Origin of the sequence: Vibrio cidicii, assembly GCF_009665415.1 — a bacterium.
GTDB lineage: Bacteria > Pseudomonadota > Gammaproteobacteria > Enterobacterales > Vibrionaceae > Vibrio > Vibrio cidicii.
On sequence record NZ_CP035921.1, the window covers coordinates 309968 to 327193 of the forward strand.

A 17226-nucleotide genomic window follows, 5' to 3' on the forward strand; every position below is an offset into this window, starting at 1 on the left:
GCCGAAAAACCTGAACGAAAGGCCAAAGGAAGAAAGAAAAGACCACAACCAATTGATTTTCATTGTTTTAAGCTAACGCCCTGCTAAGGGGTGAGCAATGCACGACAAGAGCTACTGCACACCACCTTCATCACGAAACTCACCGCATACTGAAAATGCCACGCATTGCGAATCCCTCTTAAGCAGTTTGTTAGGTTTTTGGGACTCAAAGTACTTAAGCAGTTTTTCTACACTGAATTTAAGTAATAGCCGGTCTATATCAGCGAATTCCCCTTGATGTATGACCATTTCATTTAACTGATAGCCAGAATCTAACTGGACAAGGTACTTTTGGAAATCGATTTGCTTCTTGGTGTCGCTGAAAATTTTCGCTAGCTCGGGTTCATTTATAGTAATTGAGTCTATCTGCCACTTAAAACCTGTTCGTTTGACCACAAATAGATCTGTTACATAGTCGAGGTCATTTGATAACTTTAAAAAACTACTTTCCTCAGTCTGTGACAGGTTTAAGCTAACCTTTATCCCTTGATTATTGGTAAAAGGGAACCAGTAATTTTCTTTTTTAAGATTGATGGAAAAGTTACTACCGTCAAGTAAATCAAATCTTTTCAGCAAGCTGACAGTGAAAACAAACATATCTTGATCACAGTGTGAATCGAAGTTTTGGTTGCTACCAGCAACAACCTTAATGCATTCACTTGAAAAGTCTTCATTCTTAAGCTTGATCAATAATTCACCTATAATCTCATCTGCACGACTGTTTTCACCAGCAACACTTACTATAAAGAAGAATGACACCACCACTGCTAAAGAAATAACTCCAAATACCTTGCTCATTTACAATCCTTTGAACTAAACCTAACGCCCGCTTAAGGGGCAGCCAACGCTATTACCAACTTGCCGCATAACACCGTAACCACAAAAACCAACGCATGGTAAAAATGCCACGCGTTGGCTGTCCCTCTTGAAGCGTTTGTTATAAGAATTTACCCACGGTATGGTATTTTGGACTCGATGATTTCTATATGATGTTCTGACCAGCCCCATTCTCCTTCGTGTTGGCTCCATATAAAACGAATATATTGTTCTAACGAATTAACAACCATTTTCCTATCAGGAACTGGACCAACATGAATAGCCTTGATTGAAGGTAGGAAAATTTCTTTTTCAATATAAGGGACTAAAATATTACCTTTAACACGAAACTTGATGTTTGGATCTGTTTCTCCGATAACCTCAGTATGTCTAATTTCACTTTCTTCTGCAAAACCAGAATCTTTAAAAACTGATGCTAGCTCAATCAGTTTGGGAACAAAATCAAATGCATCACCGAAAAACCGTCCATCATTTCTATGGAAAAAAGATTCTAAACCTAGCACTGCTTCCTTTGTTGCTTGCCTGGCGTTTTCCCGCTTTTCGTCACTGTCATATAAGCACTTCCTGAGGTTGAAACCTTCATTCTCAAGGTCAAGTTCTTCAAACTCAATTGCAAACATTCCATATGAACGCCACTGACTCAAGAGATCCGATTTTGAACTAAAAGAACAGATAAAAATTGGATCTTCTTCTGTCCCGTAAAGCAAATACTCATTAATTTCAGACTTTATATACTCAATGGCTCTTTTACGTTGTTCTCTAGAACTTTCCGACCAAATACCATTTTCGATTGCCTCATAAATAAAGGTAAGCCCATCAGATAGTTCTTTTGAGTCATTCAAATATCGGCTATCAGTTAACCTCAGTTTTCTAGTTTCTATAATTGATTTAACTGCGTTTAAATCAGTGTAATGAAAAATTGACACAGACTAACCTCTCCAATTCTTATAACGCCCTGTTAAGGTGTGAGCAACGCAATACCGAAGCACCCGCATACCACCTTAAACACTAAACTCAACGCATAGTAAAAAAGCCACGCGTTGCGAATCACTCTTAAACAGTTTGTTATGCCGTTTGATTATCGTTGATGGCTCGTTGCAGTGCTCCTGTAAACTCTTTGATATCACTAATTGCTTGAGTAAAGTCTTGAGCACCTATACTAATCGTACTGCCATCAATAGTTCTGCCATTTCGATGAACAATATCGTGTCTTAACTTTGTGATTTTAATTACTTTAGATATATCAATTTCGAGTTTAACCCCTAAAACTTGCTCATACATTTCTATGACATTTGGGATATTGTGATACAGGACGTCACCGACATATCGTAAAACTAGAGATTTAATGTCTAAATCTGTTTCAGCTACATCAGCTAGTTTAACGTTTTTAAGCACTTTGAATTTGCGTAATGCATTTTTTAACAACTGTTCATCCTGAGAAATGAGAGCTCGCAAGGTATCACCTAAGTATGACTCAAGCAGTGTAACCGCGTATGCATATGACATTTTTACAACAATGTTTGTATGGAGTAGGAAAGCCTTTTTTTGAGGGTTATTTAAGTTACTGTCAAACATGATTCTCAAGGCATCAAGTTCACTAACAAATATGCTGTGAATATTTGATGACCCATTATCTTTCAACCATTGCAACTCCGCCTGCCATTCAGCTTCTTCACGTAAATGCTCTTGGTAATTTGAATACTCTTCCGCTAACTCCTGATATTCGTCTGAGTCTTCATCAAGCGAGTCATCGCTGAGCCTTTCTCTGATCCACTCATCAGCTTGTAGCTCTTGCATCTCGAATAAGTAATCTTTTATCGAACTCAATTCACTTACCTCTATCACAACAATTCTAACGGCATAACGCCCTGCTAAGGGGTGAGCAATGCACTACGAAATCTACCGCACACCGACTTAATCACGAAAACCGCCGCATGCTAAAAATGCCACGCATTGCGAATCCCTCTTAAGCAGTTTGTTAGCTTAAATTTAAGCACCTTAAGATTTACTAAACCTGAGACTAACCCGATTTAGGAAACTGGCAAACCACCTGCGTTTTAAAACCCGAATTGACTCAAACTTTGTGGCCTTTCGTGCGATTTGAAAACCCGAAAATTTTGATAGATCACTTTCGGGAAACTCAAAGCAAAAGCAAAACTGCCAAAGCGACTTTGAGCCAAGCTTGCTAACCTCGCGCAATCCCAAAACTCCATTGAGGCAACGGCTAAAAACTCGCGTTGGCAAACAATGCTGATTTGCCGAGAAACCTGAACGAATTGCCAATGGAAGAAAGAAAAAACCATAAACAACTGATTTTTAATGTTTTAAGCTAACGCCCTGCTAAGGGGTGAGCAATGCACTGCAAGAGCTACCGCACACCACCTGAATCACAAAACCCGCCGCATGCTGAAAATGCCACGCATTGCGAATCCCTCTTAAGCAGTTTGTTAGCTTAAATTTCAGCACCTTAAGATTTACTAAACCTAAGATTAATCCGATTTAGGAAACCGGCAAACCACTTAAGTTTTAAAACCCAAATTGATTCAAACTTTGTGGCCTTTCATGCGATTTGAAAACCCGAAAATTTTGATAAATCACTTTCGGAAAACTCAAAGCGAAAGCAAAACTTCCAACGCGACTTTGCACCAAACTGGCTAACCTCACGCAAGCCCAAAACTCAATTGAGGCAACTTCTCAAGACTTGCGTTGGCAAACAATGCTGATTTGCCGAAAACCTGAACGAATGGTCAAAGGAAGAAAGAAAAAACCACAAACAACTGATTTCTAATGTTTTAAGCTAACGCCCTGCTAAGGGGTGAGCAATGCACGACTAAAGCTACCGCATACCAACTTAATCACAAAACCCACCGCATGCTGAAAATGCCACGCATTGCGAATCCCTCTTAAGCAGTTTGTTAGCTTAAATTTCAGCACCTTAGATCTATAAGCCCTAGATTAACCTGATTTGCAAAACTGGCAAGCAACCTAAGTTTTGAAACCCGAATATACTCAAACTTTGTGACTGTCCATTGGCTTTGAAACCCGAAAATTTTGAGAAATCACTTTCGGAAAACTCAAAGCGAAAGCAAAATTTCCAAAGCGACCTTGCACCAAACTTACCAACCTCGCGCAGCCCCAAAACTCAATTGAGGCAACAGCTCAAAACTCGCGTTGGCAAACAATGCCGATTTGCCGAGAAACCTGAACGAACTGCCGAGGGAAGAAAAAACAGGCTGCAACCAATTGATTTTTATTGTTTTAAGCTAACGCCGCGTTAAGGGGTGCAGGCACGCAATACAAAAGCTACCGCACAGAGCCTTAAACACTGAACCCAACGCATACTAAAAATGCCACGCATGCCAAATCCCTCTTAAACGCTTTGTTATACCGTTACTTACAGCTAATCCAATACCTGGCTAAAGGATTTGGAAACACCTTACCCATTACGATTTTCTCAAACTGACCACCGTTGGCTTCAATGACTTTTCTTGAGGCGTTATTATCCTCGTCAGCAGTGACTAATGCTTGGTAAATGCCTAACTCTTTGGCCTTAGGTAGAACCAGTTTTAGCATTAATTTCCCTTTACCTTCGCCACGAGATGAAGGAGCAATATCATAACCAATATGCCCTGCCTCTAAAGAGAGGAACTCATTTTCAATATTATGGCGAACTCGAATAGCACCTAGAATAGTTTTGTCTGTGTTTACTAGCCAGAAATGGCTACATGGCACATAGCCTTCAGGTAAGTTGACTCCCTTCGCTTCATCCAACAAGCGCTGAACATACCTTGGAAAATCAGATTTACCTTCATAGTAATATTCTGCATTTTCGGCATCATTTTTAGCAAAGTCATCATAGAAACTAGCAAATGCAGACTCAAACTCTAGTGATGGTACAACTAACTCCATGTTACTTTCTCCAGTAAGGTATAACGCCCAATTAAGGGGTGAACAACGCCTCCACCCAAACCAAACGCATTGTGCCATAAACACTAAATTTAAAGTAAAACCAAAAACGCCAAGCGTTGAGAATCCCTCTTAAATTGATTGTTAGAACACCAAAGCCACCAATATTTTCAACAAGTTAACTCGAGCAACCTTGTTAAAAATCAACAACAAATCAAACAAAAAGAATCAAAAAGATTTTTTGATTCATCGCAGTTGATCAGAAAAAGATTTGCCTGTAGACTTAGGAAAAATCAAGAGAGGAGAACGCTATGTCAGAATTAGCTTACTCAGTGGAAAATTACAAAAGTTTCATTGATTACATTGAAAGCAATCAACTAATTAAAGATTCAACACTTGTCAACTGGAAAGGCGCTCCACTTAACGTACTGTCTGTGCTGAGCCCTGAAGAAGGGAAAGATCTCTCACAATTCACCGTTGATGAACTAGTTGAAATGTTCAAAACAAGAAACGGGAAAGACCTATCAGAAGGCACTGTAACAACTTACAGAAGTCGTCTGAATAAAGGGTTAACTGAATTTTTTAACTATGTGCGTCTAGGCGATGGTTATGAACCACACGCAAAGCCTAGCGACATTCAGTCAAGCAAAAATGAAAAGCCTAGTGCGGCACCAACTAACAAACTGGAGCAAGTTAAAGTGAAAGAAGAAACTGTAGAGACTTACACACTGCCTTTTCCATTGCGAGCGGGAGTAATGGTTAAAATTACAGATTTACCAACTAATCTGACAGCAGAAGAAGCCGAACGTATTGCAGCGTTTGTCAAAGCTTGTGTTAATGAGAAGTAATAACAGGACTTCCTAAAGGAAGTCCTGTTAATTCGAATATAGGAATGGTTACCTGCTATCCGAACTTATTGGCGTAACTAAGATAGTAAATTCCTTTCAAAAAAGCAAGATCTACGGCTTGGTAACCGCCGTGGTGAGAGGAATTATCATGAAAGATATCCAAACTGGTGAAGCTCCATTAGGTTACAAATGGGTGAAATGTCGCTACCGCCGTAAGAAAAATAGCGAAGAGTTGTTGGACGCTAATGATTACGGTTATAAATGTTGGTGTTTTTTGGTACGTAGCTCTAACAAATAGCGACTTCATTAATCTATACCCCTGCAAGTCAGGGGTATCTTCATAACTGGTGTTCTAACGCCCTGCTAAGGGGTGAGCAATGCACTACAAAAGCTACCGCACACCAACTTAATCACAAAACTCACCGCATGCTGAAAATGCCACGCATTGCGAATCCCTCTTAAGCAGTTTGTTAGCTTAAATTTCAGCACCTTAGATTTACCAAGCCTGAGGTTGCACCGATTTGGAAAACCAACAAACCACCTGAACTTTAAAACCCGAAATGACTCAAACTTTGTGGCCGTTCATGCGCTTTGAAAACCAGTAAATTTTGAGAACTCATTTTCGGAAAACTCAAAGCGAAAGTAAAACTGCCAAAGCGACTTTGCGCCAAATTTGCTAACCTCGCGCAATCCCAAAACTCAATTGAGGCAACTGCTCGAAACTCGCGTTGGCAAACAATGCTGATTTGCCGAGAAACCTGCACGAATGGCCAGAGGAAGAAAAAACAGGCTGCAAACAATTGATTTTTATTGTTTTAAGCTAACGCCCAATTAAGCGGCTGCTAACACCACGAAACTCAAACCGGGCCACCGTAAACACCGCCGCCAACCAGAACCAAAAATGCCACAGGTTAGCAGTCCGACTTTAATTGATTGTTATGCCAACGTATGAACACTTAGCCTTTACCACCCATCAGGTTTGATGTAGCACCTGTTAACTTTTCAGAGGAAACGACAATGTTTGACAAAAACTCACCTGAATACATCTCAAATGGCGTTTACGAGATTGCGGGCATCAAGTTCTCAACCTTATGGGCATACAAGAGCACGCGAAAGTACTTCGCTTCTGTAAACACTACTTCGATCAATGCTGAACAATCCAATCAGTTAACACGCATGGGTTACCCGAGTGTTTTAGTTAAACCTGACATTGGTTCATATGACAAGATTAAGGCCTTTCCTATACAGTCGATTGAGTTCTATCTAGACCAAGTTGTTACAAACACTAAGTAACAACAAGTATGAGGTGGAAATTAGTCCACCTCGAACGAGCATAACGCCCGGTTAAGGGGCAGCCAACGCCATTACCAAGCTTCCGCATAACACTGTAACCACAAAAACCAACGCATGATAAAAATGCCGCGCGTTGGCTGTCCCTCTTGAACCGTTTGTTATGTTTAAGCTTCAATGAGTTACGTTTTACCAAAACCAAGATTAACCCAGCATTGACTCACAAACAAAAGGCAAAACCTAAAAAACTGAATTGACTCATAACTTTTGAAAAGCAGACTTGGGCTTTTAACATTTCAAGCTTTGACAAGAAACTTAAAACAGATTTCTGATTGAGCCAACCGCCCTAACCTCGCGCTTGCCTGAAAATTGATTGAGGCAACTCTCTGAACTTCTAGCGCCAAAGAATAAGTGTCCAGAAAACAGCGCCCACTGAAGCCAACTTGCCGACAAACACAAAACTCACAAGCCAAGGGAGCAAAGAAAAGATGCAACCAACTGATTTTTGGTGATTAAACATAACGCCCTGCTAAGGGGTGAGCAATGCACTGCAAAAGCTACCGCACGCCAACTCAATCACAAAACTCACCGCATGCTGAAAATGCCACGCATTGCGAATCCCGCTTAAGCAGTTTGTTAGCTTAAATTTCAGCACCTTAGATTTACTAAGCCCGAGATTAACCTGATTTGGGAAGCCGGCAAACTGCCTAAGTTTTAAAACCCGAAATGACTCAAACTTTGTGGCCGTTCACTTGCTTTGAAACCAGTAGATTTTTGAGAATTCATCTTCGGAGAACTCAAAGCGAAAGCAAAACTTCCAAAGCGACTTTGCGCCAAACTGGCTAACCTCGCGCAAGCCCAAAACTCAATTGAGGCAACAGCTCAAAAATCGCGTTGGTAAACAATGCCGATTTGCCGAGAAACCTGAACGGATTTCCAAGGGAAGAAAAAACAGGCTTAAAACAATTGATTTTCATTGTTTTAAGCTAACGCCGCGTTAAGGGGCGCAGGCACGCAATACAAAAGCTACCGCATAGTGCCGTAACCACTAAACCCAACGCAAACTGAAAATGCCACGCGTGCCAAGTCCCTCTTTAACGCTTTGTTATGCTTAAGCTTCAATGGCTTACGTTTTACCCAAACCAAGATTAACTCAGCTTTGATTCACAAACAAAAACCAAAACATAGAAAACAGAAATGACTCATAATTTTGAAAATCAGACTTTGAACTTTGGCTGTCAAAACTCAAAAACCTAAGATCAAATTGCTGATTGAGCCAACCGCCCTAACCTCGCGCTTGCCCGAAAATTGACTGAGGCAATTCTCCGAGTTTCCAGCGCCAAAGAATAGGTGTCCAGAAAACAGCGCCCAATAAAGCCAACTTGCCGACAAACTCGAAACTAACCAGCCGAGGGAGCAAAGAAAAACCATAACCCACTGTTTTAAAATGATTAAGCATAACGCTGCGTTAAGGGGTGAATGCCGCATAAACCAACCTTCCGCAAGCCACTTTCACCACCAAAACTCACTGCAAACCAAAAATGCCACGCGGCATGAATCCCGCTTAAACGCCTTGTTATGTTTAAGACTCAAAGGGTTAAGTTTTACGGTACCAAGAGCTTAACTCGACTTATCTTTGAAAACCAAAAATAGAAGCTAAAAAGCTGAATTAACTCATAATTTTGACTGTGTTGACTTTGAGTTTTAACGTGAAAAACCGAGGCTTTAACTTTGAAATCAAAATCACTTCACTCACCTCGCCTACACTCTAGATTTCAATGAGGCAACTCTCTAAACTTTTAGCGCCCACGAATCGGAGTCCAGAAAACAGCGACCACTCAAGTTCACTTGCCGACAAAGCAAGAATTAGAAAGCCAAGAAAAGATGCAAGCAACTGATTTTAATTGATTAAACATAACGCCCTGCTAAGGGGTGAGCAATGCACTACGAAAGTTACCGCACACCGCCTTAATCACAAAACCCAAAGCATGCTGAAAATGCCACGCATTGCGAATCCCTCTTAAGCAGCTTGTTAGCTTAAATTTCAGCACCTTAGACTTACCAAACCTGAGAATAAACCGATTTGGAAAACCAACAAACCACTTAAGCTTTGAAACCCGAATTGGCTCAAACTTTGTGGCCTTTCATGCGATTTGAAAACCCGAAAATTTTGATAAATCACTTTCGGAAAATTCAAAGCTAAAACAAAACCTCCAAAGCGACTTTGCACCAAACTGGCGAACCTCGCGCAGTCCCAAAACTCAATTGAGGCAACTGTTCGAAACTCACGTTGACAAACAATGTGGATTTGCCGAGGAACCAAAGCGAATGGCCGAAGGAAGAAAGAAAAACCACAAACAACTGATTTTTAATGTTTTAAGCTAACGCCGCGTTAAGGGGTGAATGCCGCATAAACCAAGCTTCCGCAGACCACTTTCACCACCAAAACCAACCGCATACCAAAAATGCCACGCGGCATGAATCCCACTTAAACGCCTTGTTATGTTTAAGGCTCAAAGGGTTAAGTTTGCGATACTAAGAGCTTAACTCGACTTACCTTTGCAAACCAAAACCAAACGCTAAAAAACTGAATTAACTCATAAGTTTGATTGTACTGATATTGAGATTTTAGCGTGAGAAACCGAAAGCTGGTGCAAAAACGTTGAAACCAAGACGCTTTATTCGAATCACAACCGCACTGAGCTTTAATGAGGCAACTCTCAGAATTTTTCACGCCCACGAATTGGAGTCCGGAAAACAGCGACCACCGAAAGCCAACTTGCCGACAAGACCAAAATTGGAAATGCGAAGGAACAAAGAAAAAATGCAACCGGCTGATTTTACGTGATTAAACATAACGCTGCGTTAAGGGGTGAATGCCGCTTAAACAAGCTTTCCGCAGACCACTTTCACCGCCAAAACTCACCGCATACCAAAAGTGCCACGCGGCATGAATCCCTCTTGAACGCCTTGTTATGTTTAAGGCTCAAAGGGTTAAGTTTTACGAAACAAAAAGCTTAACTCGACTTACCTTTACAAACCAAAACCATAGGCTAATAAACTGAATTAACTCATAAAATTGATTGGATTTACTTTGAGTTGCAATGTGAGAAAACGAAAGCTGAAGCTCTAACTTTAAAACTGAGCAAGCTGCACGCACCTCATCCAAACACTGCATTTCAATGAGGCAACTCTCTGAATTTTTTGCGCCAACGAATTGGAGTCCAGAAAACAGCGGCCACTGAAGTCAACTTGCCGACAAAACCAAAATTAGAAAACCGAGAAAGCAAAGAAAAGATGCAACCGGCTGATTTTACGTGATTAAACATAACGCCCTGCTAAGGGGTGAGCAATGCACTGCAAAAGCTACCGCACACCGCCTTAATCACAAAACTCACCGCATGCTGAAAATGCCACGCATTGCGAATCCCGCTTAAGCAGTTTGTTAGCTTAAATTTCAGCACTTTAGATTTACCAAGCCTGAGATTAAACCGATTTGGAAAACCAACAAACCACTTAAGCTTTGAAACCCGAAATAACGCAAACTTTGTGGCCTTTCATGCGATTTGAAAACCCGAAAATTTTGATAGATCACCTTCGGAAAACTCAAAGCGAAAGGAATACTACCAAAGCGACTTTGCGCCCAAACTTGCTAACCTCGTGCAATCCCAAAACTCAATTGAGGCAACTGCTCAAAACTCGCATGGGCAAACAATCTTGATTTGCCGAGAAAACTGAACGAATGACCAAAGGAAGAAAGAATAGACCACAACCAGTTGATTTTATTTGTTTTAAGCTAACGCCCTGTTAAGTAGTGAGGCATGCACCACAAGCGCTTCCGCAACACTACGTAATCACTAAAACCAACGCAAACCAAAAATGCCACGCATGCCGAATCTACTTGAACAGCTTGTTATACGCTTTTACTACTAATTATCTTATTACATGCAACAATAACATCTGAGCGATAATACTCTATCGTTTCTGCTAGTTCTGCATCGGCTTTTTCGAGAAAATCTAAAGAGCAACTAGACCTAACATGGTTTAGAGGCAAATGATCCGTCTCTGACTCAATGATACCGAATACATGAAACTCCGTACCCCAGCACTGCCCATACTTTTGACCACCAATACGCCACAGTGCAATTATATTCTCTAAGTAATTTTCATCACTCTCTAACAAATTTTTCGCTAGCTCAATCGCTTCTTTGGACACTATTTTTCACCAAGCCCTAAAACCGTATAACGCCCGCTTAAGGGGCAGCCAACGCCACGACCAACTTTCCGCATAACAACGTAACCACAAAAACCAACGCATTATAAAAATGCCACGCGTTGGCTGTCCCTCTTGAAGCGTTTGTTATGCTTAAGCTTCAATGACTTACGTTTTACCTAAACCAAGATTAACTCAGCTTTGATGCACAAACAAAACCCAAAAACCAAAAAACTGAAATGACTCATGATTTTGAAAATCAGACTTTGAACTTTGGCAGCTAAAACGAAAAAACCTAAGATCAAGTTGCTGATGGAGCCAACTGGCCTAATCTCGTGCTTGCCCGAAAATTGATTGAGGCAACGCTCTGAATTTCCAGCGCCAAAGAACAAGTGTCAGGAACACAGCGCCCACTGAAGCTAATTTGCCGACGAGCACGAAACTCACAAGCCAAGGGAACAAAGATAAACCATAAACCACTGACTTTGCGTGATTAAGCATAACGCCCTGCTAAGGGGTGAGCAATGCACTGCAAAAGCTACCGCACACCAACTTAATCACAAAACTCACCGCATACTAAAAATGCCACGCATTGCGAATCCCGCTTAAGCAGTTTGTTAGCTTAAATTTCAGCACCTTAGATTTGCCAAAACTGAGATTAACCCGATTTGGAAAACCAACAAACCACCTGAGATTTAAAACCCGAATTGACTCAAACTTTGTAGCCGTTCATTTGCTTTGAAACCAGTAAATTTTGAGAGTTCATCTTCGGAGAACTCAAAGCGAAAGCAAAACTGTCAAAGCGACTTTGAGCCAAGCTTGCTAACCTCGCGCAATCCAAAAATTCAATTGAGGCAGCAACTCAAAACTAGCGTTGGCAAACAATGTTGATTTGCCGAGAAACCGAAACGAGCTGCCAAGGGAAGAAAAAACAGGATGCAAACAATTGATTTTCATTGTTTTAAGCTAACGCCCTGCTAAGGGGTGAGCAATGCACTACTTAAGCTACCGCATACCAACTTAATCACAAAACCCACCGCATGCTGAAAATGCCACGCATTGCGAATCCCGCTTAAGCAGTTTGTTAGCTTAAATTTCAGCACCTTAAGATTTATCAAAGCTGAGATTAACCCGATTTGGGAAACCAACAAAACGCTTGAGTTTGAAAACCCGAATTGACTCAAACTTTGTGACCGTTCATTTGCTTTAAAAACCAGTAAATTCTGAAAACTCGTTTTCGCAAAACTCAAAGCGAAAGCGACACTTCCAAAGCGACTTTGCACCAAACTTGCTAACATCGGTTAAGCCCAAAAACTCAATTGAGGCAGCAACTCAAAACTCGCTTTGACAACCAATGCTGATTTGCCGAAAAACCTGAACGAATGGCCAAAGGAAGAAAGAAAAGACCACAACCAATTGATTTTAATTGTTTTAAGCTAACGCCGCGTTAAGTGGTGAGCAACGCTACCACTGCACTTAACGCATTGTACCGTAAACACTAAATTTGAAGTAGAAGCAAAAATGCCAAGCGTTGGGAATCCGTCTTAAACGCCTTGTTAGTTTTTTGTACAAGTTATCGTAATGCTATTTTCATTACCGTTGTAAACATAACTTGGTATCAACAAGGGCAGTTTAGAATAGTTATGACCCATTGACTTCTCACCCCACCTTACTGGCCTACCTGTTACATCAAAATATATTTGATTATGATAATCAATAAAGCCTGGAACTATAGGGTTAGGTAGATATGACAAGTCATATGACTCAACGTGCCAATCTTCTCGCTGTTTGATCAAACTAACGTGATGTGAATACATTGGGCTACCAGACCAAAATACAAAATACTTAGGCGTAAGTGAGCGTTCAGGATTACCTATCTGTTGGATCGGATACTTATCACTAGGCCACCAAGATGGGTACTTGTTATCAAACTCATTAATGTCTCTATTTAAAGAGTACGCCACTTCTTCAGGCGTGCGCATATATATCGAAGCGTACATTTCACCCTGATCAACCCGAACCATTTGTCCAGCTTGTAACTTTTGCAGTGGGACAGTAACAACTTCACAATGTGCAGGAATTACTGCTTCTGCATAAATTCCCCCAGAAACAAATAATAAGCTGATAAACAATGAGGACTTCATGATACCTCCTAAAAACTAACGCCCGCTTAAGGGGCAGCCAACGCTACTACAAACTTAGCGCATAACACCGTAATCACATAAATCAACGCATAGTAAAAATGCCGCGCGTTGGCTGTCCCTCTTGAAGCGTTTGTTATAAGTACGAAGCCTGATAATAACTAAATTTATCTGAGTTAACTTTAAACTTATTTTGCAATTTGCAAATAACTTCGAAAGCATAATCTATCGCATAATCAGCTTCTTCTCTTGTTGGTCTGTATGCCATTTTATGAGCAACTTTATTTCTCAGAGTACTGATTTCTTCTTTATTGAGAAGATCAATTATAGATTGAATATTACTATCAATTGGAAAGTTTGTTTTCTTCACATTACCTTTGCAAGAGTCAATAAAGCATGTTATTTCGTTAACAGAGCTCAGCTTTTCATAGTGATATAAATACGAGACAACCGTATTTGACATTTTCTTATAAGGGAAAGATTTTGTAACTTTAGTGTACTTGTGTAAAACATGATTTGAACCATCTAAATTTAATGGATCACAAAATGGCTTAATTGTTAACTGAACTTTTAAAAATAGAGAGAAAAATGATTCAATTGCTTGTGTAGATAAAACAACTGCCATCATATATTTTTTTTGTGAAAAACACCTTTCCGCTTCTTGGAGAAACAACTCAGAAGCCAAGTTGACAGTATCGTTTTTTAAACGAAAACTTTGCTTACATTCAGTATTGAGACACTCAACTTCCTTTCTCACTATAGGCTCAAAGGTGAGTAAATCCTCACGACGATTAAATACCAACTCTTTTAGGCAGAATGGGCACTTAACGAGATAGTTTTCATAATCTGAATCAATATACTCACCATACTCCACGTCTATCTCCTATTGTAAAAGTACTTATAACGCCGCGTTAAGGGGTGAATGCCGCCTAAACAAACTTTCCGCAGACCATTTTCACCACAAAAATCACCGCATACCAAAAATGCCACGCGGCATGAATCCCTCTTAAACGCCTTGTTATGTTTAAGGCTCAAAGGGTTAAGTTTGCGATACCAATAGCTTAACTCGACTTACCTTTGCAAACCAAAACCAGACACTAAAAAGCTGAATTAACTCATAATTTTGAATGTTCTGACTTTGAGTTTTAACGTGGGAAACCGAAAAGCCGGGCTTTAACTTTGAAATCAAAATCACTTCACTCACCTCGCCTACACTCTGCATTTCAATGAGGCAACTCTCTGAACTTTTAGCGCCCACGAATTGGAGTCCAGAAAACAGCGACCACCGAAAGCCAGCTTGCCGACAAGACCAAAATTAGAAAGCAAAAAAATCTGCAACCAACTGATTTTACGTGACTAAACATAACGCCCAATTAAGGGGTGAACAACGCCTCCACCCAACCTAACGCATTGTGCCATAAACACTAAATTTGAAGTAGAAGCAAAAGTGCCAAGCGTTGTGAATCCCTCTTAAATTGCTTGTTATATCACTTTGACAAGTATTTAGGTGGTTCTATCATTAACTCGCTCATAACCTTCAGTGCAGCAACTTCTTCATCAACTGTTGCAAATTCTGACATACCACGAAGTATTACATCACGCTCATGCGCGGACACTATTACAGTAGTAAATATGGCTTCCAAAATAGCGTTTGAAAATCTGTAACCACTTGAAGTTTGACTGTACTCAAACTCGTATAATTTGGCTAAGGTTAATAGTTCTTTAACTGCTGAACCTAAACGGTTTTTTACATCAAATCCATTTATAAGTGCATAGTCTTTCATTGTAAGCAGTGGCTGATCTTCTTTGTGTTTTTCTACTACAGCGCCAAAAGCTTCCCAAGTAATAAACTCTATTTTCTTCATGATTACCTCTTTATGTTAGAAGTTAGTGATTGTGATATAACGCCCGCTTAAGGGGCAGACAACGCTACTACTAACTTTCCGCGTAACGCCGTAATCACCAAAACCAACGCATGGTAAAAATGCCACGCGTTGGCTGTCCCTCTTGAAGCGTTTGTTATGTTCGTTCTATTTCGCTGAACTCTAAAGTATAAAAGTCATGATTTAAAGATGCTTTCCATTGCTCTATGTTGCAATAGTTTTGCAGATCCGCTTGGTAACTATCGATCGTACTTTGACTAACATTTAACCCATAGATTATGGAGTTAACATGACCTACTTTAAACAGATATAGACTACTAGGACATAGCTAAGCTCAACCAAATTATTGGCATATGCTTCTCGTACTATTTCATTTGATATTTTATCCAGATAAACGGTAAACCTACCATTTTCATCTTCGCTACCTATAGCAAGTAGCTTGCTTAGCACATGTTTGTTTTTTAAACGATGAACATCAGTCACAACGATTTTGTCAGCTTGATCCAACCGAAGTGTAACTCGGTGCTCTTTTTCGTAAATCCATTCATCGCTTTTCTGTTGGAAAATTTCGAATAGGATTCTATCCTCACCTTCCGCTGAAATGTTTGAATAATCAAAGTCAAAACGATCGACACGGTATCTAGGTTGTTTTCGATACATGACAGGAAGGCACTCGCCATGGAAAATTTCAAAACCGTCAAAGACGCTAGTTGAGTTAAGCCTTGGCTCATGTAAATGGGTAAACATGTTTCCGTTAAAAGCAGATTTTGCCCAGAATCCAATAACAGCACCTCTATGTTCATTGGCGTAATGCGACCACATTAATAAATTATCTTTAGCTTCAGTTAAGCTAATCACGCCAATTTTATTTTTGTTTTCCTCAACATAGGAAATTAGTTCACTCGGTGAATCAAATATTTCAAAATAAGGACAGAGATCAGACAAAGCTTCTTTGCAATAGGTAGCCTCAAAGGGATCATTTAACGCAGATAATTGAGAAGCTCTGATATATCCTTCCTTCAGAAAATACTCTGGATTCGACATATATTTATATAAAAGTTTCATTACAACTCCAATGTTAAATGACTTCGAGAACATAACGCCCGCTTAAGGGGCAGCCAACGCTACTACTAAGCTTCCGCATAACACCGTAATCACTAAAACCAACGCATAGTCAAAATGCCACGCGTTGGCTGTCCCTCTTGAAGCGTTTGTTATGTTTAAGCTTCAATAACTTACGTTTTACCTAAACCAAGATTAACTCAGCTTTGATTCACAAACAAAAGCCAAGACCTAAAAAACTGAAACGATTCATAGATTTGAAAAACAGACTTTGAATTTCGGCAATTCAAGCCCCAAAACCTGTGATCAAAATATTGATTGAGCCAGCCAAACCAACCTCGTCCTTGCCCGAAAATTGATTGAGGCAACGCTCTGAATTTCCAGCGCCAAGAACAAGTGTCCGGAAAACAGCGCCCACTGAAGCAAACTTGCCGACAAACTCGAAACTAACAAGCCGAGGGAGCAAAGAAAAGATACAACCAACTGATTTGACGTGATTAAACATAACGCCCAATTAAGGGGTGAGCAACGCTACCACCCAACCTAACGCATTGTGCCATAAACACTAAATTTGAAGTAGAAGCAAAAATGCCAAGCGTTGGGAATCCCTCTTAAATTGCTTGTTATGAGTTTAGATACGCTGGATTCACTCAATATCTAACGAATCCTTAACTTCAAGGATTAACTTAGCAATAGCTAAATCATGATCCCTCGATAGTTGTAGACCCATATACTGAGTTGACTCTGTTAGATACTTGCAGATTTCTTGTGGTGATTGACTTTTCATCACCAAGCTAAATAGTTGCGGTAAATAAGACTGGTATTCATCTCGTGCCCAACCACTATCTGATACTCCGATTGGGTCCCACTTGTAATAAAGAATCTCATCAATTCTTTTATATAATTCTAGCTGTTCTGGAGGTAATTTATGCCCCATGATTCTTTTTACCTATAACTTATAGCAGCACGACTGGATACTTTTTTAACTCATAACGCTTTCTAAACTA

At 40.2% G+C, this 17226-nt stretch carries 13 protein-coding genes; 3 read left to right on the plus strand and 10 right to left on the minus strand.

What is annotated here, in order from left to right; genetic code table 11:
• Nucleotides 1-111 precede the first annotated feature (111 nt).
• From EWA64_RS02465 to EWA64_RS02480, 4 genes are all read right to left on the minus strand, one after another.
• On the minus strand, nucleotides 112-837 hold the full coding sequence (locus tag EWA64_RS02465) for a hypothetical protein (protein WP_061893144.1): 726 nt from the start codon (nucleotides 835-837) through the stop codon (nucleotides 112-114).
• Between the two features lie 149 nt (nucleotides 838-986).
• Complete coding sequence (locus tag EWA64_RS02470) at nucleotides 987-1802, minus strand: hypothetical protein (RefSeq protein ID WP_061893143.1); 816 nt, start codon at nucleotides 1800-1802, stop codon at nucleotides 987-989.
• A 139-nt stretch (nucleotides 1803-1941) separates the two neighbouring features.
• Nucleotides 1942-2673, minus strand: coding sequence for a hypothetical protein (locus tag EWA64_RS02475; protein WP_170320312.1), 732 nt, complete (start codon nucleotides 2671-2673; stop codon nucleotides 1942-1944).
• A gap of 1593 nt (nucleotides 2674-4266) precedes the next feature.
• On the minus strand, nucleotides 4267-4785 hold the full coding sequence (locus EWA64_RS02480; protein ID WP_061896041.1) for a GNAT family N-acetyltransferase: 519 nt from the start codon (nucleotides 4783-4785) through the stop codon (nucleotides 4267-4269).
• Nucleotides 4786-5093: 308 nt separating this feature from the next.
• On the opposite strand from EWA64_RS02480, the gene EWA64_RS02485 reads away from it, so the two are divergent.
• The 3 genes from EWA64_RS02485 (at nucleotide 5094) to EWA64_RS02495 (ending at nucleotide 6923) form a co-directional block, all read left to right on the plus strand.
• On the plus strand, nucleotides 5094-5630 hold the full coding sequence (locus tag EWA64_RS02485; protein ID WP_061896040.1) for a hypothetical protein: 537 nt from the start codon (nucleotides 5094-5096) through the stop codon (nucleotides 5628-5630).
• Between the two features lie 148 nt (nucleotides 5631-5778).
• A complete protein-coding gene (locus tag EWA64_RS02490) occupies nucleotides 5779-5928 on the plus strand; it encodes a hypothetical protein (protein WP_167410637.1) in 150 nt (49 codons plus the stop codon).
• A 719-nt stretch (nucleotides 5929-6647) separates the two neighbouring features.
• The gene (locus EWA64_RS02495; RefSeq protein WP_061896039.1) at nucleotides 6648-6923 is read left to right on the plus strand and encodes a hypothetical protein; all 276 of its coding nucleotides are present in this window, start codon (nucleotides 6648-6650) and stop codon (nucleotides 6921-6923) included.
• Between the two features lie 3910 nt (nucleotides 6924-10833).
• Here EWA64_RS02495 and EWA64_RS02515 read toward each other — a convergent pair.
• The 6 genes from EWA64_RS02515 to EWA64_RS02545 form a co-directional block, all read right to left on the minus strand.
• The gene (locus tag EWA64_RS02515) at nucleotides 10834-11136 is read right to left on the minus strand and encodes a hypothetical protein (protein ID WP_065860316.1); all 303 of its coding nucleotides are present in this window, start codon (nucleotides 11134-11136) and stop codon (nucleotides 10834-10836) included.
• A gap of 1553 nt (nucleotides 11137-12689) precedes the next feature.
• A complete protein-coding gene (locus EWA64_RS02520; RefSeq protein ID WP_244881392.1) occupies nucleotides 12690-13277 on the minus strand; it encodes a hypothetical protein in 588 nt (195 codons plus the stop codon).
• A gap of 133 nt (nucleotides 13278-13410) precedes the next feature.
• On the minus strand, nucleotides 13411-14148 hold the full coding sequence (locus tag EWA64_RS02525; protein ID WP_061893036.1) for a hypothetical protein: 738 nt from the start codon (nucleotides 14146-14148) through the stop codon (nucleotides 13411-13413).
• 613 nt (nucleotides 14149-14761) lie between these two features.
• The gene (locus EWA64_RS02535; RefSeq protein ID WP_061893459.1) at nucleotides 14762-15139 is read right to left on the minus strand and encodes a hypothetical protein; all 378 of its coding nucleotides are present in this window, start codon (nucleotides 15137-15139) and stop codon (nucleotides 14762-14764) included.
• Nucleotides 15140-15451: 312 nt separating this feature from the next.
• Nucleotides 15452-16222 carry a DUF2971 domain-containing protein gene (locus EWA64_RS02540; protein ID WP_212590085.1) on the minus strand — a complete coding sequence of 257 codons (771 nt, stop codon included), beginning with the start codon at nucleotides 16220-16222 and terminating at the stop codon, nucleotides 15452-15454.
• A 643-nt stretch (nucleotides 16223-16865) separates the two neighbouring features.
• Entirely contained in the window at nucleotides 16866-17156 is a 291-nt protein-coding gene (locus EWA64_RS02545; RefSeq protein ID WP_000509889.1) for a hypothetical protein, read from the minus strand.
• Nucleotides 17157-17226 lie beyond the last annotated feature (70 nt).

Bases quoted from the DNA above. Each gene is read 5' to 3' on its own strand.
- EWA64_RS02485 (WP_061896040.1), top strand. From the start codon at position 5,094: ATGTCAGAATTAGCTTACTCAGTGGAAAATTACAAAAGTTTCATTGAT.
- EWA64_RS02490 (WP_167410637.1), top strand. From the start codon at position 5,779: ATGAAAGATATCCAAACTGGTGAAGCTCCATTAGGTTACAAATGGGTG.
- EWA64_RS02535 (WP_061893459.1), bottom strand. From the start codon at position 15,139: ATGAAGAAAATAGAGTTTATTACTTGGGAAGCTTTTGGCGCTGTAGTA.
- EWA64_RS02520 (WP_244881392.1), bottom strand. From the start codon at position 13,277: ATGAAGTCCTCATTGTTTATCAGCTTATTATTTGTTTCTGGGGGAATT.
- EWA64_RS02545 (WP_000509889.1), bottom strand. From the start codon at position 17,156: ATGGGGCATAAATTACCTCCAGAACAGCTAGAATTATATAAAAGAATT.
- EWA64_RS02475 (WP_170320312.1), bottom strand. From the start codon at position 2,673: ATGCAAGAGCTACAAGCTGATGAGTGGATCAGAGAAAGGCTCAGCGAT.
- EWA64_RS02540 (WP_212590085.1), bottom strand. From the start codon at position 16,222: ATGAAACTTTTATATAAATATATGTCGAATCCAGAGTATTTTCTGAAG.
- EWA64_RS02495 (WP_061896039.1), top strand. From the start codon at position 6,648: ATGTTTGACAAAAACTCACCTGAATACATCTCAAATGGCGTTTACGAG.
- EWA64_RS02465 (WP_061893144.1), bottom strand. From the start codon at position 837: ATGAGCAAGGTATTTGGAGTTATTTCTTTAGCAGTGGTGGTGTCATTC.
- EWA64_RS02480 (WP_061896041.1), bottom strand. From the start codon at position 4,785: ATGGAGTTAGTTGTACCATCACTAGAGTTTGAGTCTGCATTTGCTAGT.